The sequence below is a fragment of the Streptomyces sp. NPDC016309 genome, from assembly GCF_043077235.1.
Lineage (GTDB): Bacteria > Actinomycetota > Actinomycetes > Streptomycetales > Streptomycetaceae > Streptomyces.
Genome location: NZ_JBIBSG010000006.1, coordinates 50,891 through 76,180 on the forward strand (window position 1 = coordinate 50,891; position 25,290 = coordinate 76,180).

25 protein-coding genes are annotated in these 25,290 nt (G+C 72.6%); 12 read left to right on the forward strand and 13 right to left on the reverse strand.

All coding sequences use genetic code 11. The features are described 5' to 3' along the window. Nucleotides 1–93 precede the first annotated feature (93 nt). Nucleotides 94–1,290: a cytochrome P450 gene (locus ACF068_RS16500; protein WP_392274934.1), complete on the reverse strand. Its 1,197-nt coding sequence runs from the start codon at nt 1,288–1,290 to the stop codon at nt 94–96. Next, entirely contained in the window at nt 1,280–2,092 is an 813-nt protein-coding gene (locus ACF068_RS16505; protein WP_392274935.1) for a tRNA-dependent cyclodipeptide synthase, read from the reverse strand. Before ACF068_RS16505 ends, ACF068_RS16500 begins: the two co-directional genes overlap by 11 nt. Before the next feature lie 207 nt (nt 2,093–2,299). Here ACF068_RS16505 and ACF068_RS16510 point away from each other — a divergent pair, with 207 nt between their 5' ends. Continuing rightward, entirely contained in the window at nt 2,300–4,321 is a 2,022-nt protein-coding gene (locus ACF068_RS16510; RefSeq protein WP_392274936.1) for a HelD family protein, read from the forward strand. Here the strand turns inward: ACF068_RS16510 and ACF068_RS16515 are convergent. Beyond that, nucleotides 4,299–5,792: an MFS transporter gene (locus ACF068_RS16515; RefSeq protein ID WP_392274937.1), complete on the reverse strand. Its 1,494-nt coding sequence runs from the start codon at nt 5,790–5,792 to the stop codon at nt 4,299–4,301. The genes ACF068_RS16510 and ACF068_RS16515 overlap by 23 nt on opposite strands. Before the next feature lie 95 nt (nt 5,793–5,887). Continuing rightward, nucleotides 5,888–6,376 carry a MarR family winged helix-turn-helix transcriptional regulator gene (locus tag ACF068_RS16520; protein ID WP_392274938.1) on the reverse strand — a complete coding sequence of 163 codons (489 nt, stop codon included), beginning with the start codon at nt 6,374–6,376 and terminating at the stop codon, nt 5,888–5,890. Nucleotides 6,377–6,506: 130 nt separating this feature from the next. Here ACF068_RS16520 and ACF068_RS16525 point away from each other — a divergent pair, with 130 nt between their 5' ends. From ACF068_RS16525 to ACF068_RS16535, 3 genes are all read left to right on the forward strand, one after another. Further along, nucleotides 6,507–6,911 (forward strand): helix-turn-helix domain-containing protein, encoded by a 405-nt coding sequence (locus tag ACF068_RS16525; RefSeq protein WP_392274939.1) that lies wholly within the window; start codon nt 6,507–6,509, stop codon nt 6,909–6,911. A gap of 26 nt (nt 6,912–6,937) precedes the next feature. Then, nucleotides 6,938–7,498: a hypothetical protein gene (locus ACF068_RS16530; RefSeq protein ID WP_392274940.1), complete on the forward strand. Its 561-nt coding sequence runs from the start codon at nt 6,938–6,940 to the stop codon at nt 7,496–7,498. 156 nt (nt 7,499–7,654) lie between these two features. Continuing rightward, nucleotides 7,655–7,999 carry a DUF2516 family protein gene (locus ACF068_RS16535; protein ID WP_392274941.1) on the forward strand — a complete coding sequence of 115 codons (345 nt, stop codon included), beginning with the start codon at nt 7,655–7,657 and terminating at the stop codon, nt 7,997–7,999. A gap of 42 nt (nt 8,000–8,041) precedes the next feature. Here the strand turns inward: ACF068_RS16535 and ACF068_RS16540 are convergent, their stop codons facing one another. The 3 genes from ACF068_RS16540 to ACF068_RS16550 all read right to left on the reverse strand — a co-directional run bounded on the left by ACF068_RS16540 (nt 8,042) and on the right by ACF068_RS16550 (nt 11,772). Beyond that, the gene (locus tag ACF068_RS16540; RefSeq protein ID WP_392274942.1) at nt 8,042–9,358 is read right to left on the reverse strand and encodes a PP2C family protein-serine/threonine phosphatase; all 1,317 of its coding nucleotides are present in this window, start codon (nt 9,356–9,358) and stop codon (nt 8,042–8,044) included. A 321-nt stretch (nt 9,359–9,679) separates the two neighbouring features. Then, nucleotides 9,680–10,780 carry an NlpC/P60 family protein gene (locus ACF068_RS16545; RefSeq protein ID WP_392274943.1) on the reverse strand — a complete coding sequence of 367 codons (1,101 nt, stop codon included), beginning with the start codon at nt 10,778–10,780 and terminating at the stop codon, nt 9,680–9,682. Between the two features lie 191 nt (nt 10,781–10,971). Next, nucleotides 10,972–11,772 carry a class I SAM-dependent methyltransferase gene (locus tag ACF068_RS16550; protein ID WP_392274944.1) on the reverse strand — a complete coding sequence of 267 codons (801 nt, stop codon included), beginning with the start codon at nt 11,770–11,772 and terminating at the stop codon, nt 10,972–10,974. A 189-nt stretch (nt 11,773–11,961) separates the two neighbouring features. Here ACF068_RS16550 and mshA point away from each other — a divergent pair, with 189 nt between their 5' ends. Next, nucleotides 11,962–13,323, forward strand: coding sequence for a D-inositol-3-phosphate glycosyltransferase (gene mshA, locus ACF068_RS16555; protein ID WP_392274945.1), 1,362 nt, complete (start codon nt 11,962–11,964; stop codon nt 13,321–13,323). After that, complete coding sequence (locus ACF068_RS16560) at nt 13,316–13,804, forward strand: YbjN domain-containing protein (protein ID WP_392274946.1); 489 nt, start codon at nt 13,316–13,318, stop codon at nt 13,802–13,804. Before mshA ends, ACF068_RS16560 begins: the two co-directional genes overlap by 8 nt. A 73-nt stretch (nt 13,805–13,877) precedes the next feature. On the opposite strand, the gene ACF068_RS16565 is transcribed toward ACF068_RS16560, so the two are convergent. Further along, nucleotides 13,878–15,143: an MDR family MFS transporter gene (locus tag ACF068_RS16565; protein ID WP_392274947.1), complete on the reverse strand. Its 1,266-nt coding sequence runs from the start codon at nt 15,141–15,143 to the stop codon at nt 13,878–13,880. Between the two features lie 117 nt (nt 15,144–15,260). Here ACF068_RS16565 and ACF068_RS16570 point away from each other — a divergent pair, with 117 nt between their 5' ends. After that, the gene (locus ACF068_RS16570) at nt 15,261–16,019 is read left to right on the forward strand and encodes a phosphoglyceromutase (protein WP_392274948.1); all 759 of its coding nucleotides are present in this window, start codon (nt 15,261–15,263) and stop codon (nt 16,017–16,019) included. Nucleotides 16,020–16,165: 146 nt separating this feature from the next. On the opposite strand, the gene ACF068_RS16575 is transcribed toward ACF068_RS16570, so the two are convergent. The 4 genes from ACF068_RS16575 to phoU form a co-directional block, all read right to left on the reverse strand. After that, nucleotides 16,166–17,395, reverse strand: a complete 1,230-nt coding sequence (locus ACF068_RS16575) for a hypothetical protein (protein ID WP_392274949.1) — start codon at nt 17,393–17,395, stop codon at nt 16,166–16,168. A 142-nt stretch (nt 17,396–17,537) separates the two neighbouring features. Then, nucleotides 17,538–18,371 (reverse strand): serine/threonine-protein kinase, encoded by an 834-nt coding sequence (locus ACF068_RS16580; RefSeq protein WP_392274950.1) that lies wholly within the window; start codon nt 18,369–18,371, stop codon nt 17,538–17,540. A 228-nt stretch (nt 18,372–18,599) separates the two neighbouring features. Further along, a complete protein-coding gene (locus tag ACF068_RS16585) occupies nt 18,600–18,749 on the reverse strand; it encodes a hypothetical protein (protein WP_392274951.1) in 150 nt (49 codons plus the stop codon). Nucleotides 18,750–18,859: 110 nt separating this feature from the next. Further along, complete coding sequence (gene phoU, locus ACF068_RS16590) at nt 18,860–19,540, reverse strand: phosphate signaling complex protein PhoU (RefSeq protein ID WP_392274952.1); 681 nt, start codon at nt 19,538–19,540, stop codon at nt 18,860–18,862. A gap of 201 nt (nt 19,541–19,741) precedes the next feature. Here phoU and ACF068_RS16595 point away from each other — a divergent pair, with 201 nt between their 5' ends. Continuing rightward, entirely contained in the window at nt 19,742–20,968 is a 1,227-nt protein-coding gene (locus ACF068_RS16595) for a sensor histidine kinase (protein WP_392274953.1), read from the forward strand. Continuing rightward, nucleotides 20,965–21,645 carry a response regulator gene (locus tag ACF068_RS16600; RefSeq protein ID WP_382668803.1) on the forward strand — a complete coding sequence of 227 codons (681 nt, stop codon included), beginning with the start codon at nt 20,965–20,967 and terminating at the stop codon, nt 21,643–21,645. The genes ACF068_RS16595 and ACF068_RS16600 overlap by 4 nt, the downstream gene beginning before the upstream one ends. Nucleotides 21,646–21,763: 118 nt before the next feature. On the opposite strand, the gene ACF068_RS16605 is transcribed toward ACF068_RS16600, so the two are convergent. Continuing rightward, nucleotides 21,764–22,477, reverse strand: coding sequence for a DUF461 domain-containing protein (locus ACF068_RS16605; protein ID WP_392274954.1), 714 nt, complete (start codon nt 22,475–22,477; stop codon nt 21,764–21,766). 661 nt (nt 22,478–23,138) lie between these two features. Between ACF068_RS16605 and ACF068_RS16610 the strand changes: the two genes are divergently transcribed. The 3 genes from ACF068_RS16610 to ispF all read left to right on the forward strand — a co-directional run bounded on the left by ACF068_RS16610 (nt 23,139) and on the right by ispF (nt 25,184). Continuing rightward, nucleotides 23,139–23,621, forward strand: a complete 483-nt coding sequence (locus tag ACF068_RS16610; RefSeq protein ID WP_003953493.1) for a CarD family transcriptional regulator — start codon at nt 23,139–23,141, stop codon at nt 23,619–23,621. 323 nt (nt 23,622–23,944) lie between these two features. Beyond that, a complete protein-coding gene (gene ispD / locus ACF068_RS16615; protein WP_392274955.1) occupies nt 23,945–24,682 on the forward strand; it encodes a 2-C-methyl-D-erythritol 4-phosphate cytidylyltransferase in 738 nt (245 codons plus the stop codon). Beyond that, nucleotides 24,672–25,184 (forward strand): 2-C-methyl-D-erythritol 2,4-cyclodiphosphate synthase, encoded by a 513-nt coding sequence (gene ispF, locus ACF068_RS16620; protein ID WP_392274956.1) that lies wholly within the window; start codon nt 24,672–24,674, stop codon nt 25,182–25,184. Before ispD ends, ispF begins: the two co-directional genes overlap by 11 nt. Nucleotides 25,185–25,290 lie beyond the last annotated feature (106 nt).

Here is a 25,290-nt window from a genome sequence, read left to right on the forward strand (position 1 = left end):
GCATAGCCCGCACGGGCCCGGTGGGCGCCGGGGGCCGGCGGGCCGCCGCTCCCTCCTCGGAGCGGCGGCCCGGGTCCCTTCCGGCGCGGCGGGTCACCACATCACGGGCAGCCGCTCCGGGATGCGCTTCATGAAGCCGGTGCGCCACACCAACTGCTCGATGGGGACGGCCAGCGCGAGGCCGGGCATCCGGTCGAGCAGGGTCTCCAGGGCGATCTCCGCGTGCCTCTTGCCGAGCGCGGTCGCGGGGCAGTAGTGCCGCCCGCCGCCGAAGGAGAGGTGGGCCGTGCTGTTCTCGCGGGTGAGGTCGACGGTGTGCGGGTCGGTGAAGACCTCCGGGTCGAAGTTGGCGCCCTCGACCAGCACCAGCACCAGCTCGCCCTTGCGCACCCGCACGTCCCCGAGCGTCACGTCCTCCAGGGCGAGGCGGGGCAGGCCGTCGCCGATGGAGAGGTTGATCCGCAGCAGCTCGTCGACGGCGGCCGGGATCTTGTCGCGGTCGGCGAGCAGTTCGTCCTTCAGCTCGGGGTGCTGGATGAGGGAGACGAGGGCCATGGTCAGGAACCCGGAGGTGGAGATGACCCCGGCGCCGAACATGGTCACGCCGACCGTCGCCAGCATCTCGTCGGTGAGGTGGTCGTACGCCGGGTCCTCGCGCAGCGCCGCCAGTTCGGCCATCAGCCCGGTGGTGGCGGGGTCGTCCAGGCGCTCCACCATGTAGGCGATGTCGCGGTCCCAGTTGAGCTTGGCACCGGCGATCGGGCAGGCGGAGTTCATGAACGCGATGTCCAGGCTGCGCATCAGCCGGGGCGCGTCCGCCGGCGGGATGCCGAGGATGTGGCAGTGCATGGCGGCGGAGTACGGATCGGCGAACTGCCCCCGCAGGTCACCGGGCGCCCCGTCGGCGAGGATGCGGTCGACCAGGTCGGCGGCGGCCGATCGCATCCATTCCACCAGGCCGGGCGCCTTGGGGTTGAGCGCCTTGAGCACGGCCTTGCGCAGGCCGGCCCCGGTGATGTTGCCCATGTTGTTGACGACCTCCGGGGGGATCGTCAGGGCGTACTGGCGCGGGACGCCCGGGGCGGAGGTGTCCTTGAGGCTGAACCGCGGGTCCTCCAGGACCTGCTTGCACAGGGCGTGCGAGGACACCAGCCAGGCCTGGTCCCCGGCGATGGTCCGCACGCGCTTGACCGGCTCCTCGCGCAGCAGCTCGATCTCGGGGGGCAGCCGGTCGCCGCGCCAGGAGAAGGGGAAGTCGACGAGCTCGTCGGGCAGTGTCTCAACGGACATCGGCGGTGTCTCCTTCAGCGGCGTGCGGCGGTGCGTGGTGCGAGTGCGAGTCCGGGTGCGGGCCCGGGTGCGGTGCGGCGGGGGTCACGACGGCGTGGCCCTGGTTGCGGGAGGCGCGCAGCCCGGAGCCGCGCGAGTAGAGCAGCTCGGCCATCGGCAGGAGCTGGTGGTAGCAGTTGAGGGAGGAGGGGACGCCCAGGATGGCGGGCGTGTCCAGGAACAGGGGCGCCTCGGCGCAGACGTATTCGACGCACACCGCGCGCTGGCGCGCCGTGGGGGCCTTCCCGTCCAGGACCTTGGAGGAGAGGAAGGCGTCGATCAGGGCGTCGCACGTGGTGCGGAAGTCCTGGTCGGTCGCCAGCCGGTCCATCAGGTGCCGGTGGATCTCGCGGTACGCCGGGTTGTCCAGGAACGCCGACATGGGCCGGGCCCGCAGGCGCCGCCCGTCGGGGTCGACGGCGGCGACCGCGTTGGTCACCTTGGCGCGTACGCCGCGCAGGTTCTTCACGGCTTTGCGGCGGGCGTCCTCGGCGGTGTAGCCCGAGGCCTCGTACATCTCCGCCACGTGGAGGTCGGTGTAGACGAAGTCGACGCGGTCGAAGTGGGTGGTGCCCCAGCGGGCCAGGTCGGTGACGCGCCGGGCGGAGAAGTAGCTGTTGCCGGGCGAGACGCCGATGACGGCGTGGGCGCCTTCGGCGTGGATCACCCGGCAGTGGGCGGTGTAGGGCTGGACCCGGAAGAGGCCGGCGGCGGGGTCCGGAGCGGTGAAGGGCGGAATCTCGAAGACGGTGTCAGTCGTCAACTGGGAGGTCCTTCGCGTCGCTAGTCCCGAAGAGCCTCGTGCTCCTGGTGTGGCGACGACGCCGCGAAGTTAGCTTCCGGATACGGAGAGTGTCAACGGAACCCCACTCGTTACCCGTGCGTACGCGTGGACTTACGCAGGGTGTCATCTTCCGTTCATATTCATACTCGGAAAGAAACGTTACTGAGTAACGGTATTCTGGGTGGCATGACGTCACTCGACCAGGAACTGCGCAAGGAACGGGCCCACCACGACTGCTGCCGCGCCGCGCTCGATCGCATGGTCGCCGGTGCCGCCGACCACGTCGTCACCGGAGAGGACGTCTCCGCTTCCGGCGCCGACGCCGAAGTGCTCGGCCGCCGCCTCCGCAGCCGCGCCAAGGAACTGCGCGAGGAACCGCGCGGCCCGCTCTTCTTCGGCCGCCTCGACAACGAGGACGGCAGCCACCACCACATCGGCCGCCGCCGGATCGGCGAGCACCCGGCCGCCCCGCCGCTGGTCGTCGACTGGCGCGCGCCCGTCGCCCGCCCCTTCTACCGGGCGAGCGCCCACGATCCGCAAGGGGTCCTGGTGCGGCGCAGGTTCGGCTGGGCGCCGGCCGGCGACGGCGACTCGGCGGACCTCACCGGACTGGAGGACGAGCACCTGGCCGCCGGGAAGACAGGCGGGCCCGGCCCCGCTCCCACCGGCCCCGCCCCCACCCCCGCCCTCACCGGCGCCATCCTCACCGGCGAGATCGAGCGCCCCCGGGTCGGGCCCATGCGGGACATCGCCGCCACCATCCAGCCCGAGCAGGACGAGCTGGTGCGCGCCGGGCTCACCGAGTCCCTCTGCGTGCAGGGCGCCCCCGGCACCGGGAAGACGGCCGTCGGTCTGCACCGGGCGGCGTACCTGCTCTACACCCACCCGCAGCGAGTCCGGCGCGGCGGGATGCTGATCCTCGGCCCCAACCGGACGTTCCTGTCGTACGTCTCCGGGGTCCTGCCCGCCCTCGGGGAGTCGGACGTCCGCCAGTCGACGCTCCTGGACGAGATCGACCGGGGCCACGAGGTGCGCGCCCACGACACCCCCGCCGCCGCGCTGGTCAAGCACGACGCCCGGATGGCCGGCGTCCTGCACCGCGCCCTGTACGCGCGGACCGGCGCCCCCGACGAGCCGCTGACCGTGCCCGACGGGTCCTACCGCTGGCGGGTCCCGCTGGAGGAGCTGGCGGCGATCGTCGCGGAGGTGCGGGCGGAGGCGCCGCCCTACGCGGTGGGGCGCGAGCGGGTGCGCAGCCGGGTGGTGCGGGCGATCCAGCTCAAGGCCGAGCGGCGGGCGGGTCCCAGGAGCGCGGCGTGGACGCGGCGGATCGGCCGGACGCGGGCGGTGTCGGCCCTGGTGGACGCGTGCTGGCCGGCGGTCACGCCCGAGGAGGTCCTCGCCGGCCTGCTCACGGACCCGTGCGACCCGGCGCTCACCGGTGCCGAGCGGGCGGCGCTCCGGTGGTCGCGGCCGCCGCGCTCGTACCGGTCGGCGAAGTGGAGCGCGGCCGACCTGGTCCTGCTCGACGAGCTGGCGGGGCTGGTGGAACGCCCGGCCGGCTACGGGCACATCGTGATCGACGAGGCGCAGGACCTCTCCCCGATGGAGTGCCGCGCCGTCGCCCGCCGCGCGGACTTCGGCTCCCTGACCGTCCTCGGCGACCTGGCGCAGGGCACCACCCCGTGGGCCGCCCGCGACTGGGCGGAGCAGCTCGCCCACCTGGGCCGGACGTCGGTGCCCGTGGTGGCCCTGACGGCCGGGTACCGCGTCCCGGCGGGTGTCGTCGCGCTGGCCAACCGGCTGCTGGAGGCGCTCGACGTGGACGTGCCGCCCGGCCGGTCGCTGCGCCGGGACGGCGAGGTGGCGGTGCGCGAGGTGCGGGACGTGCCGGCGGCGGTGGCGGGTGCCGTGCGGGCGGCGCTGGACCGCGAGGGTTCGGTCGGGGTGATCGCCGCGGAGGGGGCGGTCGACGGGCTGTGCGCCACCCTGGAGGAGGCGGGCCTGACCGGGCCGCGGGTGACGGTGCTGCCGGCCACGCTCGCCAAGGGCCTGGAGTACGACCACGTCGTCGTCGCCGAGCCGGCCGCCATCGTGGCGGCCGAGCCGCGCGGGCTGAACCGGCTGTACGTGGTCCTCACCCGCGCGGTCTCCCGCCTCGACGTGCTGCACCACCTGCCGCTGCCTACGCCGTTGCGGCGGGGCTGAGCGCTTCGCCGGGCGCCGCCGCCGGAGTGTCGCCGGCGGCCGGGTGCGCCGGGGTGCGGGGGCGGCGCAGGACGGTGGCCGCGACGACGAGGGCGGCGACGAGGAGTCCCGTACCGACGGCGAAGGCCAGCCGGTAGCCGCCCGTGAGGGCCTCGGCCCGTCCGCTGCCGCCGGCCAGCAGGCTCTCCGTGCGGGAGGCGGCGAGGGTGGACAGGACCGCCACGCCCAGCGCCATGCCGACCTGCTGGGTGGTGTTGAACAGCCCGGACGCCAGCCCCGCGTCGTCCTCGCCCGCGTCCGACATGCCGAGCGTGGTGAGCGCGGGGAGGGCGAGCCCGAACCCGCCGGCGAGCAGCATCACGGGGAGCAGGTCCACGGCGTAGTGCGCGTGCACGGGGACGCGGGTGAGCAGTCCGAGGACGCCGATCAGCAGGACCAGCCCGGCGAGCAGGACGTTGCGCTCGCCGAAGCGGGCGTTGAGGCGGGCGGAGACGCCCAGCGACACGGCGCCGATCACGGCGGCGGCAGGGAGCATGGCGAGGCCGGTGGCGGCGGCCCCGTACCCGAGGACCTTCTGGAGGTGGAGCGCCACGAGCACCTGGAACGAGAACAGCGCGGCCACCATGAGGATCTGGACCAGGTTGGCCCCGGCGACGCTGCGGGAGCGGAGGACGCGCGGCGGTATCAGCGGTGCGGCGGCGGTGGCCTGGCGCACGGCGAAGGCTGCGAGCAGGGCGAGGCCGAGCGCGCCGAGCCCCAGCGTGTGCGCGGAGGTCCAGCCGTACGCCTCGACCTCGACGACCGTGTAGATGCCGAGCATCAGACCGGCCGTCACCAGGGCGGCGCCGATGACGTCGGCCCCGGCGGCGAGGCCGCGACCGCGGTCGCCGGGGAGGGCGGGGACGGCGAGGGCGAGGGTGGCGAGCCCGATCGGCAGGTTGATGAAGAAGATCCAGTGCCAGTCGAGCGCCTCGGTGAGGACGCCCCCGAGCACCTGGCCGAGGGAGGCGCCCGCCGCTCCGGTGAAGCTGAACACCGCGATGGCCCGGGCGCGTTCGCGGGCCTCGGTGAACAGGGTGACGAGGATGCCGAGGCTGACGGCGGAGGCCATCGCGCTGCCGGCGCCCTGGAGGAAGCGGGCGGCGATCAGTACGGCGGGCGAGCCCGCTGCCCCGGCCAGCAGCGAGGCGGCGGTGAAAACCGCCGTGCCGGCGAGGAACATCCGCTTGCGCCCGATCAGGTCGCCGAGCCGTCCGGCCAGCAGCAGCAGGCTGCCGAAGGCGATCAGGTAGGCGTTCACGACCCAGCTCAGCGAGGCGGGGGAGAAGCCCAGGTCGTTCTGGATGGCCGGCATGGCGACGGTGACGATGCTGCCGTCGAGGACGGTCATCAGCATGCCGCCGGCGAGCACGGCGAGGGCGAGAGCGCGCGGGTCGCGCGAGGTGCGTGGGGTGCGTGGTGCGAAGGACATGGCGGTCTCTCCTGTCATGGGACCCGACAGGAGAGACCGTAGCAGATAGTTTTGTTGTAGACGATCTGCTGCGGATCAAATGGCCGCCCGGGGTGTCACCTCTCCCGCTGGCGTGCCCGCCGGGCCGGCCGGGGGCCCTCGACCGGCGTGGCGAGGTGCCCCTCGGTCAGGTGCTTCAGTGCCCGCAGGAACACCTCGCGGTCACCGGCGGGCAGGGAGCCGAGGGCCTCCTGATGGACGCGGTCGACGATCTCCTGGCTCTGCCGGGCGACCCGGGCGCCCTCGGCGGTGACCGCGATGATCCGTGCGCGCCGGTCCGTGCTGGAGGGGCGGCGCTCGGCGAGCCCGGCCTTCTCCAGGGCGTCGACGGTGACCACCATCGTGGTCTTGTCCATGTCGCCGATCTCGGCGAGCTGGATCTGGGTGCGCTCCTCCTCCAGGGCGTGGACCAGGACGCAGTGCATGCGCGCCGTCAGGCCGATCTCCGCGAGGGCGGCCGACATCCGGGTCCGCAGGACATGGCTGGTGTGGTCGAGGAGGAAGGAGAGGTCGGGCTCGGTGCGGGCGGGAGACATGGCGGTCATGGTCCCAGCGTACCCACGGTGGATCCGTAACGGATTATCCGAAAGTGGATGGTGCGGGGACCGTCGTAGCGCGTCACACTTTTGCAAGCGCCTGCTTGCAAAAGTTAGCAATGGGGTGCACCATCGAGGCATGGCATCACTCAACGTCGGCAATCTCGGCGAGTACTTGCGCGAGCAGCGGCGCAGCGCGCAGCTGTCCCTGCGTCAGCTCGCCGATGCCGCCGGGGTGTCCAATCCGTATCTGAGCCAGATCGAGCGCGGGCTGCGCAAGCCGAGCGCGGAGGTGCTCCAGCAGGTCGCCAAGGCGCTGCGGATCTCCGCCGAGACGCTGTACGTGCGGGCCGGGATCCTGGACGAGCGGGAGCGCGAGGAACTGGAGACGCGTGCCGTCATCCTCGCGGACCCGTCGATCAACGAGCGGCAGAAGCAGGTGCTGCTCCAGATCTACGACTCGTTCCGCAAGGAGAACGGACTCGATACGGAGACGAAGGGTGCCGAGCACACTACCGAGGACGGCACCTCACCCGAACTCTGACTCCGCGATCCGGGAGGACCACAGCCGTGGCCATCATCGAAGAACTCCGCACGCCCCTCTACTTCGCCGCCGGTACCGCCGACCTCGCCGTGCGGCAGGCGAAGAAGGTCCCCGGCCTCATCGAGCAGATCGCCGCCGAGGCACCCGCCCGCATCGACGCGGTGCGCCACACCGACCCGAAGGTCGTGCAGGAGAAGGTGAGCACCCAGGCCAAGGAGGCCCAGGCCACCGTGCAGGCGAAGGTCACCGAGGTGATCGGCTCGCTGGACACCGACCTGAAGAAGCTCGGCGAGAGCGCCCAGCAGCTCGCGCTGCGCAGCGTCGGCGTGGCGGCCGAGTACGCGGTCCGCGCGCGGGAGACGTACGAGAAGGTCGCCGAGCACGGCGAGCAGGCGGTGAAGCAGTGGCGCGGCGAGGCGGCCGAGGAGATCAACGAGATCGCCATCGCCGTCGAGCCGGACCCGGAGCCGAGGACCGAGGCCCCCGCCCCGGCCGAGGCGCCCGCCGCCGCCAAGCCGGCCCCCGCGAAGAAGGCGCCCACGCCGCGCAAGCCGGCGGCGAAGAAGACCACCGCGCCCGACGCGTGACCCCACCGGCCGCCCGGGCCCGCCGCCCGGGGCCGCCCTGACGTACCGGCCACCCCGTGTCGCCCGGCTGCCGCCGGGCACGTTCGGGGTGGCCGGGGCGTTGTACCGGTACCTTGGCCGCGAGGCGCTCCACCCACTGACTAGGCGGTGCTCAGTATGTTGCTCGCAGGATTCAGCACGTTCCTCTTTCTGCTCAACCTCGCGATGCTCCTGATCGCCGTGGTCGCCCTGTTCATCGCGGTGACGGCACGCGAGGACGCCTACCGGGCCGCCGACAAGCAGACCAAGATGTTCTGGCTGGTCATCCTGGGCGTCACGGTCGCGGTGAACCTGCTGGTGCCGATGCTGTTCCTCCAGATCGCCGGCCTGGTCGCGTCGATCGTGTTCATGGTCGACGTACGGCCGGCCCTCCAGCAGGTGTCCGGTGGCGGGCGCGGCGGCCGGCGCGGCGGCGGTTCCAGCAGCGACGGTCCGTACGGCCCGTACAACGGCGGCCGCTAGCCCGGCGGGACCACCCACCTGGGGGCGCGGGCACGGGCGGCCTCAGCGGTTGCCGGGCGCTCGGCGGCCGGCCGCCCGGCCCTGGCGGGACCTGCGGGCGGCGGGCCCCTCGCCGGACGTCCGCTCGCGGGCGAGCAGCAGCACCGCCACGTCGTCCGTCAGCTCCCCGCCGTTCAGCTCCCGCACCTCCGCCACGGCGGCCTCCAGCAACTCCTCGCCGCCGAGGCCCTGCGCGAGCTGGCGGTTGATCATCTCGACCATGCCGTCCTGGCCCAGCCGGGGCGAGCCCGGGCCGGCCGAGCGGCCCTCGATCAGCCCGTCCGTGTACATCATCAGGCTCCACGCGCCGCCCAGCTCCACCTGGCGGCGCGGCCAGCGGGCGCGCGGCAACACCCCCAGGGCGAGGCCGCCGTCCTCGTACGGCAGGAGCTGGGCCGCCCGGCCGTGCCGTGCGATCAGCGGCGAGGGGTGGCCCGCCAGGCACAGCCCGGCGCGGCGCCCGTCCGGCGCGATGTCGACCGTGCAGAGGGTCGCGAAGATCTCCTCGTTGTCCCGCTCGTGCTCCAGCACCTGCTGGAGCGTCGAGAGGAGCTCGTCACCGCACAGGCCCGCCAGCGTCAGCGCCCGCCAGGCGATGCGCAGCTCGACCCCGAGCGCCGCCTCGTCCGGCCCGTGCCCGCACACGTCGCCGATCATGGCGTGCACGGTCCCGTCCGGCGTCCGGACGGTGTCGTAGAAGTCGCCGCCCAGCAGCGCGCGCGAGCGGCCCGGCCGGTAGCGGGCGGCGAAGCGCAGGTCGGAGCCCTGGAGGAGGGGCGTGGGCAGCAGGCCCCGCTCCAGGCGGGCGTTCTCCTGGGCGCGCAGCCGTGACTCGGCCAGCTTGACCTGTACCGAGTCGGCCCGCTTGCGTTCCACCGCGTACCGGATGGCCCGGCTGAGCAGCGGCCCGTCCAGTTCCTCGCGGCACAGGTGGTCCTGCGCACCGGCCCGTACCGCCGCGTTCGCCAGCTCGGTGTCGCCCGACGGGGTCAGGGCCAGCACGGCGTGGCGGGGGGCGAGGCGCAGCACGTGGTGCAGCGGCGCCAGCCGGTCGTCGTCCGGGCGGGCGGCGGACAGCGCGAGGTCGACGAGCACGCAGTGCACGTCGTCGGTGAGCAGCCGTTCGGCCTCGGTGAGGTTGCGGGCGGTACGGATGCGGACCCGGCAGCCGGACGCGTCGGTCAGCTCCGGAACGGTGAACGTGCCCGTCGGATCGTCCTCGATCACCAGCAGGGTGAGGTCCGTGACGGCGGCTGTGGTCTCGGGGACCACGGCCTGGCCGGGACTGCTCACCCTCTGTCGCGGTACGGGTACGGGCATCGGTTCGGTTTCCTTCCCTCCCCCCGAGGGCGGTGGCCCGTCGGACGACGCACCACCAGACGGGGACCATAGCGGTCCCCGGCGGCCGAACGGAATGGTGATCGGCGAAGAGCCGGCGGCATATGCCGCACGGCGGGAGGTAGTTGGGCACCGGGCCATGACGAACGTCACGCGCTGTGTGTTGGCCCGGTCACATCCCGGACGTATCCGGCAGGGGCGCGTACGGAGCGCGGTGCACGAGAGGGCCGGGGAGGGGCTCGCGGGCGGTAGGGCGGGGCGCGCGGGCGGGGAGGGGGCGCGGGCATGGAGGCGGGACGCGCCTCACCTGTCCGGGCGTACGACCCCCAGGATCGCCATCGAGCCGGCGCCTGCGACCGTCACGTTCCGTCCCGGGCGGGGCGCGTGGATGATCGCGCCGTCGCCGATGTACATGCCGACGTGGCTGGCGTCGGCGTGGTAGATGATCAGGTCGCCGGGCCGCATGTCCTTGATGTCGATCCGGGGCAGCAGCCGCCACTGCTCCTGCGAGGTGCGCGGGATGCCCTTGCCCGCCGCCGCCCACGCCTGGGACGTCAGCCCCGAGCAGTCGTACGAGCCGGGGCCCTCCGCCCCCCACACGTACGGCTTGCCGAGCTGCGCGGACGCGAAGGCGATCGCCTTCCTGCCCTGCGGGCTGGCGCTGCCGCCGATCCCCTTCAGTACACCGGAGCCGAGCCACGCGGTCTGGGCCCGCGCCTGTTCGTCCCGCTCCAGCCGCTCCAGCCGGGCGCGCTCCTCGGCCTGGAGCCGGGACTCCAGCGCCTTCGCCGCGGCGATCTTGGTCTCGATCCGCTTCTTCGTCCTGGCCTGCTGGAGCCGGTTGGCCTCCAGCTCGGTCCAGTGCGCGCTGGCGTCCTTGGTGTACGCCTCCAACTCCGCCTGGCGCTGCTTCAGTTCGGCCAGGAGGTCCTTGGTGGCCTTCTGGCCCTGCTGGAGCCGGCCGACGCCGTTCAGGAAGAGCTGGGGGTCGTCGGTGAGGACGAACCGCGCCTCGTCCGGTAGGCCGCCGTTGCGGTACTGGGCGCGGGCGGCGGCCCCGGCCCGGTTCCTCAGGTCCTCGATGCGGGCCCGGCCGTCCACGATCGCCTGTGCCAGCCGCACGATCTCGGCCGACTGCTTCTTCGCCCGCTCGTCGGCGAGGTTGTACGCGTCGGTGGCGGAGGCGGCCTGCCGGTAGAGGGCGTCGATCTCCCGGCGTACCTCGTCGAGGCTCTTGCCGGAGGCGGTGGGGGACGGGGTGCCCGGCAGCGCGGGGGCGCCGGGCGAGGAGGGCGGCACGGTGGGCGGAGCGGGCGCCGCGTACGCGGCCTGTACCGGTGACGCCAGCACGGTCAGAGCGCAGGCCACGACGATCGCGGCGGAGGCACAGCGGCGTCGGTTCACGGACTCCCCCATCTCCCCATCTGATTTACCGTCAGTAACTTTGGGTGCCGTCCGAGATGGTGCCACGGCGGTGGCGAAAACGACAGGGCCGTACCCACCGAAGGGGACGGAAGATCGTCCCGGTCCGTTCCGCCGGGCCCCGCGGAGGGGCCGTGCAGGGCCGCGTCGGGCGTCGCCGGGCGCCCCTCCGGTCAGTACGAGCCCGGCGCGAGCGCCGGCCACCGCACCGTCAGCTCGCCCTGCCGCCACCGGCGCCGGCCGTCCACCAGCGGCCAGTCGGCCGCCAGGTCCCGTGCCGTGCGGATCCACCGCTGCCGGGCGCCCAGCGACGCGTACGGGGCCGCCGCCGCCCACGCCCGGTCGAAGTCCCGCAGGAAGGCGTGCACCGGCTCGCCCGGCACGTTCCGGTGGATCAGCGCCTTCGGCAGCCGCTCCGCCAGGTCCGAGGGCCGCTCCAGCGAACCGAGCCGCGTCGCGAACGTCACCGTCCGCGGCCCCTCCGGCCCCAGCGCCACCCACACGTGCCGCCGCCCGATCTCGTCGCAGGTCCCCTCCACCAGCAGCCCGCCCGGCGCCAGCCGCGCGCACAGCCGCGCCCACACCTCCGCCACCTCGTCCTCGTCGTACTGGCGCAGCACGTTCGCCGCCCGGATCAGCGCCGGGGCGCCGTCCACCGGGACCTCGAAGCCGCCGTGCACGAAGGTCAGCCCGTCGCGCTCGTACGGCCGGGCCGCCGCCACCCGGGCGGGCTCGATCTCGACGCCGACGACCCGGGCGCGCGGGTCGGCGTCGGCGCGCAGCCGGTCGAGCAGCTCGACGGCGGTCCAGGGAGCGGCCCCGTACCCCAGGTCCACCGCCGTGGGCGGGCCCTCGCAGCGACGCAGCGCGGCGCCGTGGACGGCGGCGATCCAGCGGTCCATGCGGCGCAGGCGGTTGGGGTTGGTGGTCCCGCGGGTCGGGGTGCCGACGGGGCGGGTGGTGCGCGGGGCCATGGGCACGAGGGTAAGCGGTGGGCGGGCGCCTCCCCGTACCCCGTGCACCCGCCGACCGGACGCGTAATGAATTGGCAAAGCGGAAATGCGGGGGCCCGGGTCCGCTGTTGACGCTGACGGGAGGGCCGTACGCACCGGCGCGCGCGTGTCCTCCGCTTGCCGTGCCCGCACAGCGGAAGGACTGCCGACGTGAGCCAGTACGTGTCCCGGTTCGCCGGCGCCCTGGCGGGGCCGCACCGGACCGCCGGTCCGCACCGGCTCCGGCTGCCCGGGCGGGCGCGCGTGCCGCGCCGGGTCGCCATGCTCAGCGTCCACACCTCCCCATTGCACCAGCCCGGCACGGGCGACGCCGGCGGCATGAACGTCTACATCGTGGAGCTGGCCAAGCGCCTGGCCGCGATCAACATCGAGGTCGAGATATTCACCCGGGCCACCGCCGGGGGCCTCCCCGCCGCCGTGGAACTGGCCCCCGGCGTGCTCGTGCGGCACGTCGACGCCGGCCCGTACGAAGGGCTCGCCAAGGAGGAGCTGCCCGCCCAGCTCTGTGCCTTCACGCATGGCGTGATGCGCGCCTGGGCGGGGCACCGGCCCGGCCACTACGACCTGGTCCACTCCCACTACTGGCTCTCCGGCCACGTCGGCTGGCTCGCCGCCGAGCGGTGGGGCGTCCCGCTGGTGCACGCCATGCACACCATGGCCAAGGTCAAGAACGCCTCGCTCGCGGAGGGCGACGCCCCCGAGCCGCCGGCCCGGGTCATCGGCGAGACGCAGATCGTGCGGGCTGCCGACCGGCTGATCGCCAACACCGCGGGGGAGGCGGACGAGCTCGTCCGCTTCTACGAGGCCGAGCCCGCCAAGGTCGCCGTCGTCCACCCGGGCGTCAATCTCGACCGGTTCCGCCCCGCCGACGGGCGGGCCGCCGCCCGCGCCCGCCTCGGACTGCCGGCCGACGCGTTCATCCCCGTCTTCGCCGGGCGCATCCAGCCCCTGAAGGCCCCCGACATCCTGCTGCGGGCCGCCGCCCTGCTGCTCGACCAGGACCCGTCCCTGCGGTCCCGGATGCTCGTCCCCGTCGTCGGCGGGCCCAGCGGCAGCGGCCTCGCCAAGCCCGAGGGCCTCCAGAAGCTCGCCGCGCGGCTCGGCATCGCCGACGTCGTGCGCTTCCACCCGCCGGTGGACCAGGAGCGGCTCGCCGACTGGTTCCGGGCCGCGTCCGTCCTCGTCATGCCCTCGTACAGCGAGTCCTTCGGGCTCGTCGCCATCGAGGCCCAGGCGGCCGGCACCCCGGTCGTCGCCGCCTCGGTGGGCGGACTGCCGGTGGCCGTCCGGGACGGCTCGACCGGCTTCCTCGTACGGGGCCACGACCCGGCGGACTACGCGGCCGCGCTGCGCCGCTTCGTCGTCGACCCGGGGCTGGCCGACCGCCTGGGCGGGGCGGCCGCGCGGCACGCCGGGTCCTTCGGCTGGGACGCGGCGGCGGCCGGGACGGCCGACGTGTACACCGCCGCCATGCACGAACACCGCCGTGGCGTACGCTCGCGTCATGGCTGACGCCCGGAAGATCATCGAGTCCGCGCTGACCGACGCCGAGCTGACCTGGGAGTCCCCGGAGCCCGGTTCGTACGTCGTCACCCTTCCCGGCACGCGCAAGCTGTCGACCACGCTGTCGCTGCGCCTGGGCAGGCACTCGCTGTCGCTGAACGCGTTCGTGATCCGGCACCCCGACGAGAACGAGGCGGCCGTCCACCGCTGGCTGCTGGAGCGGAACCTGCGGCTGTACGGGGTGGCGTACGCGGTCGACGGCCTCGGCGACGTCTACCTGACCGGCCGGCTCCCGCTGTCCGTGGTGACGCCGGAGGAGCTGGACCGGGTGCTCGGCTCGGTCCTGGAAGCGGCGGACGGGGCGTTCAACACCCTGCTGGAGCTCGGGTTCGCGACGGCGATCCGCAAGGAGTACGCCTGGCGGGTGGCGCGCGGCGAGTCCACGCGCAACCTGGACGCCTTCGCCCACCTGACCCGCCCGGAGAAGTGACCGCCGCCCCCCGGCGAGCGGCGTTCCGACCGGGGGCGTACGACACCCCCGTGTCCGTACGCCCCCGGAACCCTCAGGCGGCGGTCCTCTCCGGCTCCGGGGCGGCCGGCGCGGGCTCCGCTCCCGCCGGCTCCTCCGGCAGCGCCCGCATCAGCAGCCAGTAGCCCAGCCCGGCCACCGTTCCCAGCACCGCGCACGCGCCCCACAGCCACTCCGCGCCGAAGCGGTCGATCGTCCACCCCGACGCCAGCGGCGCGATCAGCGCGGCGACCGACCACGACATCGTGTACACACCCTGGTAGCGGCCGCGCCCGTGGACCGGGGACAGGGCCACCACCAGTCCCGTCTGCGTGGGGGCGTTGACGATCTCGGCGAGCGTCCAGACGCAGACCGTCAGCGCGTACCCGGCGACCGACCCGGCGAACGCCGTGAGGCCGAAGCCGTACCCGGCCAGCACCGACGAGACGATCAGCAGCCGGCGCGGGTCGCGGTGCTCGATGTACCGGGTGACCGGTATCTGGAGCGCCACGATGAGGACACCGTTCACCGACATCGCCAGCCCGAAGTCCGCCGCGCTGAACCCGTCCGTCCCCATGGCGACCGGCAGGCCCACGTACCCCTGCTGGAAGATCAGGGAGATCAGGAAGGACAGCCCCACCATTCCCATGAACCGCCCGTCGCGCAGCACCGTCCCCATGCCCACCTCCGGTGCCGCGGCCTTCCCGGCAGCGGACGGCGCCCGGACGGGGCGGGACTCGGGGATCCGCGCGAACACGAGCACCGCGCACACCAGCGTCAGCGCGGCCTCGCCCAGGAAACCGGCCAGGTAGCTGTACTCCGCGATGAACCCGGCGCCCGCCGAGGAGACCGCGAAACCCAGGTTGATCGCCCAGTAGTTCAGCGAGAACGCCCGCACCCGGTCCTCGGGCCGGACGATGTCCGCCATCATCGCCTGCACCGCCGGCCGTGAGGCGTTCGAGGCGGCACCGACGACGAGGGCGACCGCGGCGATCGCCACCGGGTGCTGCATGAACCCGAGGACGGCGACGGACACGGCCGTCGACACCTGGGCGACCAGCATCGTGGGCCGCCGGCCGAGCCGGTCGGTCATCACCCCCGCCCCGATCGACGACACCACGCCGCCGAGCCCGTGCAGGGCGGCGACGAGCCCCGCGTACGAGGCCGAGTAGCCCCGGTCCAGCGTCAGGTACAGCGCCATGAAGGTGGCGACGAAGGCACCGAGCCGGTTGATCAGCGTGCTCGCCCAGAGCCACCAGAACGCACGCGGCAACCCCGAGACGCTCTCCCTGGCCGCCCGTTTGAGCGTGGTGATCGACATGCGTTTCCCCCCGTAAGTGCCCGACCCGGTGACCGCAAATTACGGTGCGCCGGGGCAGGGGGGCCACTCGATTGACGGGAGCCGTCAACCGTCCCGGCGTCCATTAATCTCGTACGCATGGCCGACGCACCGTACAAGCTGATCCTCCTCCGCCACGGCGAGAGCGAATGGAACGCGAAGAACCTGTTCACCGGCTGGGTGGACGTCAACCTCACCGAGAAGGGCGAGAAAGAGGCCGTCCGCGGCGGTGAGCTGCTCAAGGACGCCGGTCTGCTCCCCGACGTACTGCACACCTCCCTCCAGAAGCGCGCCATCCGCACCGCGCAGCTCGCGCTGGAGGCCGCGGACCGCCACTGGATCCCGGTCCACCGCTCCTGGCGCCTGAACGAGCGGCACTACGGCGCGCTCCAGGGCAAGGACAAGGCGCAGACGCTCGCCGAGTTCGGCGAGGAGCAGTTCATGCTGTGGCGCCGCTCCTACGACACCCCGCCGCCGGTCCTCGCCGACGACAACGAGTTCTCCCAGGCCGGCGACGCCCGGTACGCGACGATCCCGCCGGAGCTGCGTCCGCGCACCGAGTGCCTCAAGGACGTCGTCGTCCGCATGCTGCCGTACTGGTACGACGGCATCGTCCCGGACCTGCTGGCCGGCCGCACGGTCCTCGTCGCCGCGCACGGCAACAGCCTGCGCGCCCTGGTCAAGCACCTGGACGGCATCTCCGACGCCGACATCGCGGGCCTGAACATCCCCACGGGCATCCCGCTGGTCTACGAGCTGGACGCCGACTTCAAGCCGCTCGTCAAGGGCGGCACCTACCTCGACCCCGAGGCGGCCAAGGCGGCCATCGAGGCGGTCAAGAACCAGGGCAAGAAGTAACGCCGATCGACGCCAGGCCCCCCACCCGCGGTTTCGCCGTCACGTGGGGGGCTCCGTCGTTCCCGCGCCGGGTCAGGTCCCGGCGCATCCCGCCCGGTGGCCGCCGCGGCCGGTCCGAGTGGCCCGGCCGCGACTGCCCCGTCGGCTCAGGCCAGCGTGGCGGGCCCGGCGGCGATGCGGAACTGTTCCAGCAGCGCCTCGGGGAGGACCGCGCCGGTCACCCGCAGCGTGGCGTCCTCGACGAGCTTGCGGTGCTCGTGCTCGAACAGCGGCATCCCGACGCTCCCCGAGTACTGCGGGGCGATCGAGCTCGAATACACGGAGGCGGGCGACAGCTTGTTCGCCGACGACCACGACTTCGAATGCGCGAGGAGGAGTTCGAGGAACTTCTCGATGCCGAACGCCACGATGATCTCGTTGGCCCGTTCGAGCGTGGCGAAGAGGGAGTTCGAGTAGTACGAGGAGCGGGTGGCCTGGTAGCAGAGCAGGGTGGACGGCGGCGTCACGTTGACCTTGGCGTCGGGCACCCAGATCTCTTCCACGGCGCCGGAATTCATCATCATTTCCGCCGTGACCTGCTGCGACTGGTCGTAATCGACCGACCCGAGGATGACCGCCGTCCGAACCCTGCCCTTGCAGGGTTCGGTGAGCGCCCGGAAGCTCTCCCACACCAGGCGGCCACGGGCCTCCAGGTATTTGATCAGCGCGATCGACTCCTCGCGCCAGTCCTCGTCCGGCGGAACGAACCGGCGGGCCCGGGCGTGGGAGAGCAGCCGGTCGTGGTCCCGGGTGCGGAGCGTGTCGTGCGTCGGGTCGATGTGGTCGGTCCCGGTGGGCGTGTTGTGCAGGACGATGCGCATCTTGTTGCGCGGTCCCATGAAATCGCTGTGCCTGACCTGGAAACCGCGTTCACGCAGTCCGGTGACGCAGTGGTCGCAGAAACAGGAGACCGAGATCTCGTTGCTGTCCAGGATGTTGGACCCGGCGTTCGGCAGGAGGTTCACGGCGTCCAGGACGATTCCGTCGACGCCCCGGTCGAGCACCTCCGACACCATTTGCGCGACCACTTGCTGGGCGACCCTGTTGGTGATGCAGATCTGGTCGCCGGGGGTGTCGTACTGGTCCTTGATGAAGAGGTATTCCGAGCCCGTGAAACCGAAGTGCAGCAGGACGCGCCCCCAGATCACCCCGTTCGGGCCGACCGCCTCGCGCGCCTCGGCGATCCACTGCGCCAGCGGGTCGCTCACCCCGAGGGACGCCTGTGGGGGCTGCACCACGGACTCGAACGCCGGCCCCGAGCGCACGATGGCCGGCAGGCAGATCTCGGTCGGGGACCGGCGCACGTACTGGCGGTACCGCTCGACCCAGTAACTCACGCTGGAGTCCTGGAGCATGACCGTCGACGGGATGTCGAGGATCAGCCGGTCCTCGGCCCCCTCGCCACCCTGTCCGAGGCCGTCGGCCGCTGCCTTTCCATCCTTCTGGTTGCTGATGTCCGGCTCCTCACGCTCGTCTCGTTCACCTGGCGGGTACGCGGTAGAGGTGGTCCACGAACTGCTGGACGCTGTCCTCGCGGGTGTGCCCCTCGATGAACCGCGCGAGCAGGGCGCGGACCTGGAAGGGGGCGTCGACCTGGTCCCGGGCGACCCGGACCACCGGGGGCGTCCGGTCCTCGTGGTGCAGGGCCCGCGCGTCCAGGAGGGACCAGAAGGTGACCGCGAGGGCGAAGACGTCGGTCGCGTAGGAAACCCGGCCGATGTCCCTGCGGGCGTAATCGGGGAGGAAAGCGAGCCGCCCGCCCTGGAGCAGACTCCTGGAGGGAAGGGAGATGAGATTCGCCTCCACCACTTTCACCAGACCGAAGTCGGCGAGCAGATAACTGTCCGAAGCCTTGCTGTACATCACGTTCCACGGTGCGATGTCGCTGTGGACGATCCCCTCGGCATGGGCGATCGCCACCGCGTCGCACATCTGGAGGAGGACCTTTTTCGCGGCTCCCACGGAAAGGCGCCCCATCATGTGCGAAAGGTCCGCACTGTTGGCGTCGCCCGAATCCACCCAGTCCATGACCAGGTAGAGCGTGTCGTCCAGGCGGCCGAGATCGCGCACCGGTACGACGTTCGGCGATTTGCGGCTCAGCCGGGCGGCCACGATGGCCTCCGTGGCGAAGGACGCCTGCGCCTTTTCCAGGGCGTGGGAACTCAGATCGCTGCGAATGGTCTTGACCGCGACCTGTTCGTCGAAAAGGCGGTCGTGCGCTCGCCAGAGATCGCCGCACCCGCCCGAGTGGAGGGGCCGGCGGTCGGTAATGGTGTAGCGGAACAGCTCCGACAAGGCGTGATCACCGGCCACCCCTCCACCCCCCACAGGCTCGGTAGTACGTTCAGATTACTCAAGAGCCTTGTGTATTTCTATGAAACGCGAAGATCGAGATGATTCGAAGTCGTGTTCGTCGTACGGGAGTCGCGGGGCGCGTTTTCCACGGCCAACCCGCCGCGCACCCGCCGCGCACCCCCGCCGCCCATGCCGCGGGCCCCGCCCAGGACATGGACGGGGCCCTTCCCTCGGCCGCCCGGCGCGTCAGCCGCAGCAGCCGCCGCACTGGCACGGCGCGCCCGACTGGCAGCCGCAGCCGCAGCCCGAGCCACAGCCGCACGCCCCCAGCACGGGCAGGCGGAGCACATCGACGGGCACTTCCCGCTCGGGGTCGGTCATGGGCGTTTCTGCCATGGGTCCCTCCTCGAAGGCGCACCTTCCGAGGCGTACGTCGCCTCCCCCCTTGCATGCCCGCCCGGCAGGGCGCACCAACGGCGCACGGAGGTGCGACCCCCGCCGCCGCGCTACGCCCCTTCCACCGGCGCCTCCGCCTGCTGGAGCTCGTCCGCGTGCTCACCCGTGACCAGGTACACGACCCGCTTGGCGACCGACACCGCGTGGTCGGCGAACCGCTCGTAGTAGCGGCCCAGCAGCGTCACGTCCACGGCCGTCTCGATGCCGTGCTTCCACCGGTCGTCCATCAGGTGCTGGAACAGCGTCCGGTGCAGCCGGTCCATCTCGTCGTCGTCGTGCTCGAGCTGGAGCGCCAGGTCGACGTCCTTGGTGATGATGACCTCCGCCGCCTTCGCCATCAGGCGCTGCGCGAGCTGCCCCATCTCCAGGATCGTGGCGTGCAGGTCACGCGGCACCGCCGCGTCCGGGAAGCGCAGCCGCGCCAGCTTCGCGACGTGCTGGGCCAGGTCGCCGGAGCGCTCCAGGTCCGCGCTCATCCGCAGCGAGGTCACCACGATCCGCAGGTCCGTCGCGACCGGCTGCTGGCGCGCCAGCAGGGCTATCGCCCGCGCCTCCAGTTCGTGCTGAAGGTCGTCGACCTTCTGGTCGGCCGCGATCACGGCCTCCGCCAGCTTCAGATCCGCGTCGAGCATCGCCGTCGTGGCGCGCCCGACCGCCGACCCGACCAGCCGGGCCATCTCGACCAGACTCTCGCCGATCGAGTCCAGTTCCTCGTGGTACGCGTCCCGCATGGATGTCCCTCTCTCAGTGCGACCTACAGGGGTCCGGGTGGGGCTCGGGCCCCCACGTTCCCACGGTCGAAGTCCAAAAAGTCCGGGGCCTCCCTCCCAAGTGAACCGTCACCGTCCCCTCGGTGAACTCTGGGCGACGACTGTTCGAGCACGGCCCCGGATGGCTGGGAGAGTGTCCGCGGCCCCGCATAACCTGGACACATGGACGTGAACGCGGCGGTCGCCGCATTGGCCGCGATCGCCGGAGCCTGCACCGGCGTGATCGCCATGCTGGCGTTCCGCTGGAGCGAGCGCGACCAGGCGAGACCCACCAGGACCTCCCTGCACACCGACGCGGTCCTGCCGCCCGGTGTGGACACCGTCCTGTCCGTACTGCGGTCCTCGGCGGTCGTCCTCGACGAGAGCGACTCCGTCGTCAAGGCCAGCTCGGCGGCGTACGCCCTCGGGCTCGTCCGCGGCGGCAAGCTCGCCGTCGAGCCGATGCTCCACATGGCCCGCGACACCCGCCGCGACGGCGAGATACGCCAGGTCGAGCTGGACCTCCCCCGGCGCGGCACCGGCCGCGGTGAGGCCCTGGCGGTGTCCGCCCGCGTCGCCCCCCTCGGCTCCCGCCTCGTCCTCCTCCTGGTCGAGGACCTCACCGAGGCCCGCCGCATAGAGGCCGTGCGCCGCGACTTCGTCGCCAACGTCAGCCACGAGCTCAAGACCCCCGTCGGGGCCCTCTCCCTGCTCTCCGAGGCCGTCATGGACGCCTCGGACGACCCCGAGGCCGTGATGCGCTTCGCCGGCCGCATGCAGATCGAGGCCACCCGGCTCACCAACCTCGTCCAGGAGCTCATAGACCTCTCCCGGGTACAGAACGACGACCCCCTGGAGGACGCCGAGCCCGTCCCGGTCGCCGAACTGGTCGCCGAGGCCGTCGACCGCTCCCGGCACGCCGCCTCCACCAAGCAGATCACCATGGCCGCCGGCGGCACCGCCGACCTGTCCGTCTGGGGACACCGCGGCCAGCTCGCCGCCGCCCTCGGCAACCTCGTCGAGAACGCCGTGAACTACTCCCCGGCCCATACCCGCGTCGGCATCGCCGCCCGCCGCGTCACCGCCCCCGGCGGCGACCAGATAGAGATCGCCGTCACCGACCAGGGCATCGGCATCCCCGACAAGGACAAGGAGCGCATCTTCGAGCGCTTCTACCGCGTCGACCCCGCCCGCTCCCGCGCCACCGGCGGTACAGGACTGGGCCTCGCCATCGTCAAGCACGTGGCCGCCTCGCACGGCGGGGAGGTCACGGTGTGGAGCACCGAGGGTCAGGGCTCCACGTTCACCCTCCGGCTCCCCGAGTCCGGCGCCGTACGGGACCGCACCACGCGGTCCGACCCCGACCACACCACCACCGAACCGCTCACCGCCCCGGAGGTCCTTCCGTGACCCGAGTGCTCGTCGTCGAGGATGAGGAATCCTTCAGCGACGCCCTGTCCTACATGCTCCGCAAGGAAGGCTTCGAGGTCGCCGTCGCGTCCACCGGGCCCGAGGGGCTGGACGAGTTCGAGCGCAACGGCGCCGACCTCGTCCTGCTGGACCTCATGCTCCCCGGTCTGCCCGGCACCGAGGTCTGCCGCCAGCTTCGCGGCCGGTCGAACGTCCCCGTGATCATGGTGACCGCCAAGGACAGCGAGATCGACAAGGTCGTCGGACTGGAGATAGGAGCGGACGACTACGTCACGAAGCCCTTCTCGTCCCGCGAGCTGGTCGCCCGTATCCGCGCGGTGCTGCGCCGCCGCGGCGAGCCGGAGGAGGTCACCCCGGCGGCGCTGGAGGCCGGGCCGGTCCGGATGGACGTCGACCGCCATGTGGTGACGGTGGCGGGCGGCAAGGTCGACCTCCCGCTGAAGGAGTTCGACCTGCTGGAGATGCTGCTGCGCAACGCGGGCCGGGTGCTGACCCGGATGCAGCTCATCGACCGGGTGTGGGGCGCGGACTACGTCGGCGACACCAAGACGCTCGACGTCCACGTCAAGCGCCTCCGCGCCAAGATCGAGCCCGACCCGGGCGCCCCGCGCTACCTGGTCACCGTCCGGGGCCTGGGCTACAAGTTCGAGCCGTAGGCCTGTCTTCCGGATCGTGCCGGGCACCACGGCTCCCGCCGGGCCCGGCCGGCCGTGCGGACGACGACGAGGGGCGCCCCACCACCGGTGGGGCGCCCCTCGCCGTACGACGTGTGCGTCAGTGGCCCGCGTGCGAGGCCGAGGCGGAGTCCGACGGGGCCGCGCCCTCGCCCTCGGCCACGCCCTCGCCGCCGTCCGCCGGGGCGACCGGGGTGTTCGACGCGGTGGGCGAGCCGGTGGGGCTGCCGGTCGGAGCGCCCGACGGCGGAGCCGGCGGGAGGGACTCGGCGGGCTTCTGCTCGGCGGGCTTCTGCGGCACCTCGGCGGGGCCGAAGCCGGCGAAGTAGCTGGTCGCCGGGACGACGTACGCCTTCAGCCGGACATCGCCGGTCTCGCTGAGCTTGAAGACGACCTCCTGCGCGTTGCCGTCCTTCGCGGCCTCGCGGCCCTTCTCGATCACGGCCGAGGCGTTGCCCTTGCCGCCCAGGAGGACGGAGCCGCCCGCGGGGACGGTGATCGGACCGGAGCCGCTCGCGGCGGTGAGCTTGACCGGGCTGTTCGAACCGGGCAGCTCGACGGCCTCCAGCGTCTCCGCCTTGGAGCCGTTGTTGAAGAGCATCGCCGAGACGACGGCGGGGCCCTCCGCGTCCAGCTTGGGCTGGGTGATCACCACGGCGTTCTGGATCTTGACGGTGCCGACCGAGACGGCGGCGTTGTCCGGCCTGACGCCGAGGGTCTGCGCGTTGTTGCCCGCACCGCAGGCGGAGAGCGAGGCGATCGAGAACACGATGGCGGTGGCGGCGAGGGCGCCGCGTCGAAGGCTGCGGCTCACGGCGGCGGCAACTCCTAGGACGTACGGACGGAGGGACGGGGCACGGTCTGGTGGTACGGACCGCCGGCCGACCCCGGGACCGCCTGAGAAGGGGTCAGAGGATCAGTCGGCGCGCTCAGGTTACCGACCCTCCTCGCCCGTGCCGCACCCGACCCGCCCCTGGGCGGTGCCGGGGTCCGCCCGCACCCCGCGGCGGCCGGCCCGCGGCCGCCGCGCCCCGCCGGTCCCGGTGGTTCGCACGGCGTTCACAAAACCGCTCTTGATCAATTCCGGGACCGTCCCGCATTCCTTCCGAAAAGCGCTGCTCGGTCAAGCTCCGCGGTCATCGTGCGATCACCACGCGTCAATTTCGACAAACGCGCGGGACGTCCGTCCGTACGGGTGAGCGGCGGCCGAACGGAGTACGGGAAGTTCACCTCCGGTAACCCGGCAAACCGGGACGATCCGCCCCTTCGGACCACCCTCCGAGGGGTGTGACGAGCTCGTTTCAGGGGCCCCGCGCAGCCGCTCCGACCTGCGAATACCCCCTTCCGGAAGCCCTCCGCAGCACGTTCGTGTTGCTGTTGTCAAGCCCCGAGATATGCCCTGACCTGCGAAAACGCCATTCAGAAGAAGCCGTATCCGTGTTACCCTGGATAGCCACGGAAGGGGTACCTGTCACATGACGTTCAAGGTTGGCGACACCGTGGTCTATCCCCATCACGGGGCCGCGCTGATCGAGGCCATCGAAACTCGCCAGATCAAAGGCGTGGACAAGACCTACTTGGTGCTCAAGGTCGCCCAGGGCGACTTGACGGTTCGTGTGCCAGCGGACAACGCGGAGTTCGTCGGCGTGCGCGATGTGGTCGGTCAGGACGGACTGGACCGGGTCTTCGAGGTGCTTCGCGCGCCGTACGCCGAAGAGCCGACGAACTGGTCCCGTCGCTACAAGGCAAATCTCGAGAAGCTCGCCTCCGGCGACGTCATCAAGGTCGCCGAAGTGGTGCGTGACCTGTGGCGCCGGGAGCGGGAGCGCGGTCTCTCCGCAGGAGAGAAGCGCATGCTCGCGAAGGCGCGCCAGATCCTGGTGAGCGAGCTCGCGCTCGCGGAGAACACCAACGAGGACAAGGCCGAGGCCCTGCTGGACGAGGTCCTCGCGTCCTGACACGGACGCGTCCCGCGCAGCCGGCAGGCCGGCGCGACGCGTAGCCGAAGCGAGACGCGTAGCTGAAGCGAAGCGATGCCGCGGTGCCCGATGACATGCTGTGTGACACACAGCTCGTCGCCGGGCGCTGCGGCATGTCCGGCTCCGCGTCTTCTTCGGTACCCGTGATTCCCACAGCCCGCAGGCCCGCACGGGCTCCTGCCGGGCGTAACGCGCGGCCCACCCGACCGGAGGTCACGGAAGGGACCGGTCGAGGCGTTGCGCCGCCCAGCAGAGGCCATACCCAGATCGGCCGAGTCAACAAACCTGCCGGAGTGCACCCGATGTCAGACGCGACACACCCCGCCCGCACCGCGGCGGTGATCCCCGCCGCCGGCCGCGGCGTACGGCTCGGCCCCGGCGCCCCCAAGGCGCTCCGCGCCCTCAACGGGACGCCCATGCTCATCCACGCCGTCCGCGCCATGGCCGCCTCCCGGGCGGTCTCCCTCGTCGTGGTGGTCGCCCCGCCCGACGGCGCGCCCGAGGTCAAGAACCTCCTCGACACACACGCGCTGCCCGAGCGGACCGACTACCTCGTCGTCCCCGGCGGCGAGACCCGCCAGGAGTCCGTGCGCCTCGGCCTGGACGCCCTGCCCGACGGCATCACCACCGTCCTCGTCCACGACGCCGCCCGCCCGCTCGTGCCCGTCGACACCGTCGACGCGGTCGTCGAGGCCGTCCACGACGGCGCCGTCGCCGTCGTTCCCGCCGTACCGCTCGCCGACACCGTCAAGCAGGTCGAGCCGCGCGAGAGGGGCGAGCCCGAGCCCGTCCTCTCCACACCCGACCGCGCCACCCTCCGCGCCGTCCAGACCCCGCAGGGCTTCGCCCGCGACACGCTCGTCCGCGCGCACCGCACCGTCACCGACGCCGTCACCGACGACGCCGGCATGGTCGAGCGGCTCGGCGAGCCCGTCGTGGTCGTCCCCGGCCACGAGGAGGCGTTCAAGGTGACCCGCCCGCTCGACCTCGTACTCGCCGAGGCGGTCCTCGCCCGGAGGAGGGCCAACGATGGCTTCTGACCCGCGCGTCCCCGGCCTGCCCAGCATCGGCATCGGCACCGACGTCCACGCCTTCGAGAAGGGCCGCGAGCTGTGGTGCGCCGGCCTCCTCTGGGACGCCTCCGAGAGCGACGGGTACGGACTCGCCGGCCACTCCGACGGCGACGTCGCCGCCCACGCCGCCTGCGACGCCCTGTTCTCCGCCGCCGGCATCGGCGACCTCGGCGCCCACTTCGGCACCTCGCGCCCCGAGTGGTCCGGCGCGTCCGGCGTCACCCTCCTCGCCGAGGCCGCCCGGATCGTCCGCGCCGAGGGCTTCGAGATCGGCAACATCGCCGTCCAGGTCATCGGCGTCCGCCCCAAGGTCGGCAAGCGCCGCGACGAGGCCCAGAAGGCCCTGGGCGCGGCGGCCGGCGCCCCCGTCTCGGTGTCCGGCACCACGACCGACGGCCTCGGCCTGACGGGCCGCGCCGAAGGCCTCGCCGCCATCGCCACCGCCCTCCTCGTGCGCAGCGCTTCCTAGGTCCCGCCCGGCCCGCGGCGCCCCGCACGCGCCAGGGGGCGCCACGCCGATCTTGCCGGGCCTCCGACCGGACCCGCTCCAGCACCTGCGGCACCGGGCACCGGCA

Excerpts from the sequence above, each read along its gene's own strand:
- ACF068_RS16500 (WP_392274934.1), bottom strand. The coding sequence starts at position 1,290 with ATGTCCGTTGAGACACTGCCCGACGAGCTCGTCGACTTCCCCTTCTCC.
- ACF068_RS16510 (WP_392274936.1), top strand. The coding sequence starts at position 2,300 with ATGACGTCACTCGACCAGGAACTGCGCAAGGAACGGGCCCACCACGAC.
- ACF068_RS16515 (WP_392274937.1), bottom strand. The coding sequence starts at position 5,792 with ATGTCCTTCGCACCACGCACCCCACGCACCTCGCGCGACCCGCGCGCT.
- ACF068_RS16520 (WP_392274938.1), bottom strand. The coding sequence starts at position 6,376 with ATGACCGCCATGTCTCCCGCCCGCACCGAGCCCGACCTCTCCTTCCTC.
- ACF068_RS16525 (WP_392274939.1), top strand. The coding sequence starts at position 6,507 with ATGGCATCACTCAACGTCGGCAATCTCGGCGAGTACTTGCGCGAGCAG.
- ACF068_RS16535 (WP_392274941.1), top strand. The coding sequence starts at position 7,655 with ATGTTGCTCGCAGGATTCAGCACGTTCCTCTTTCTGCTCAACCTCGCG.
- ACF068_RS16540 (WP_392274942.1), bottom strand. The coding sequence starts at position 9,358 with ATGCCCGTACCCGTACCGCGACAGAGGGTGAGCAGTCCCGGCCAGGCC.
- ACF068_RS16550 (WP_392274944.1), bottom strand. The coding sequence starts at position 11,772 with ATGGCCCCGCGCACCACCCGCCCCGTCGGCACCCCGACCCGCGGGACC.
- ACF068_RS16560 (WP_392274946.1), top strand. The coding sequence starts at position 13,316 with ATGGCTGACGCCCGGAAGATCATCGAGTCCGCGCTGACCGACGCCGAG.
- ACF068_RS16565 (WP_392274947.1), bottom strand. The coding sequence starts at position 15,143 with ATGTCGATCACCACGCTCAAACGGGCGGCCAGGGAGAGCGTCTCGGGG.
- ACF068_RS16570 (WP_392274948.1), top strand. The coding sequence starts at position 15,261 with ATGGCCGACGCACCGTACAAGCTGATCCTCCTCCGCCACGGCGAGAGC.
- ACF068_RS16585 (WP_392274951.1), bottom strand. The coding sequence starts at position 18,749 with ATGGCAGAAACGCCCATGACCGACCCCGAGCGGGAAGTGCCCGTCGAT.
- phoU (WP_392274952.1), bottom strand. The coding sequence starts at position 19,540 with ATGCGGGACGCGTACCACGAGGAACTGGACTCGATCGGCGAGAGTCTG.
- ACF068_RS16595 (WP_392274953.1), top strand. The coding sequence starts at position 19,742 with ATGGACGTGAACGCGGCGGTCGCCGCATTGGCCGCGATCGCCGGAGCC.
- ACF068_RS16610 (WP_003953493.1), top strand. The coding sequence starts at position 23,139 with ATGACGTTCAAGGTTGGCGACACCGTGGTCTATCCCCATCACGGGGCC.
- ispD (WP_392274955.1), top strand. The coding sequence starts at position 23,945 with ATGTCAGACGCGACACACCCCGCCCGCACCGCGGCGGTGATCCCCGCC.
- ispF (WP_392274956.1), top strand. The coding sequence starts at position 24,672 with ATGGCTTCTGACCCGCGCGTCCCCGGCCTGCCCAGCATCGGCATCGGC.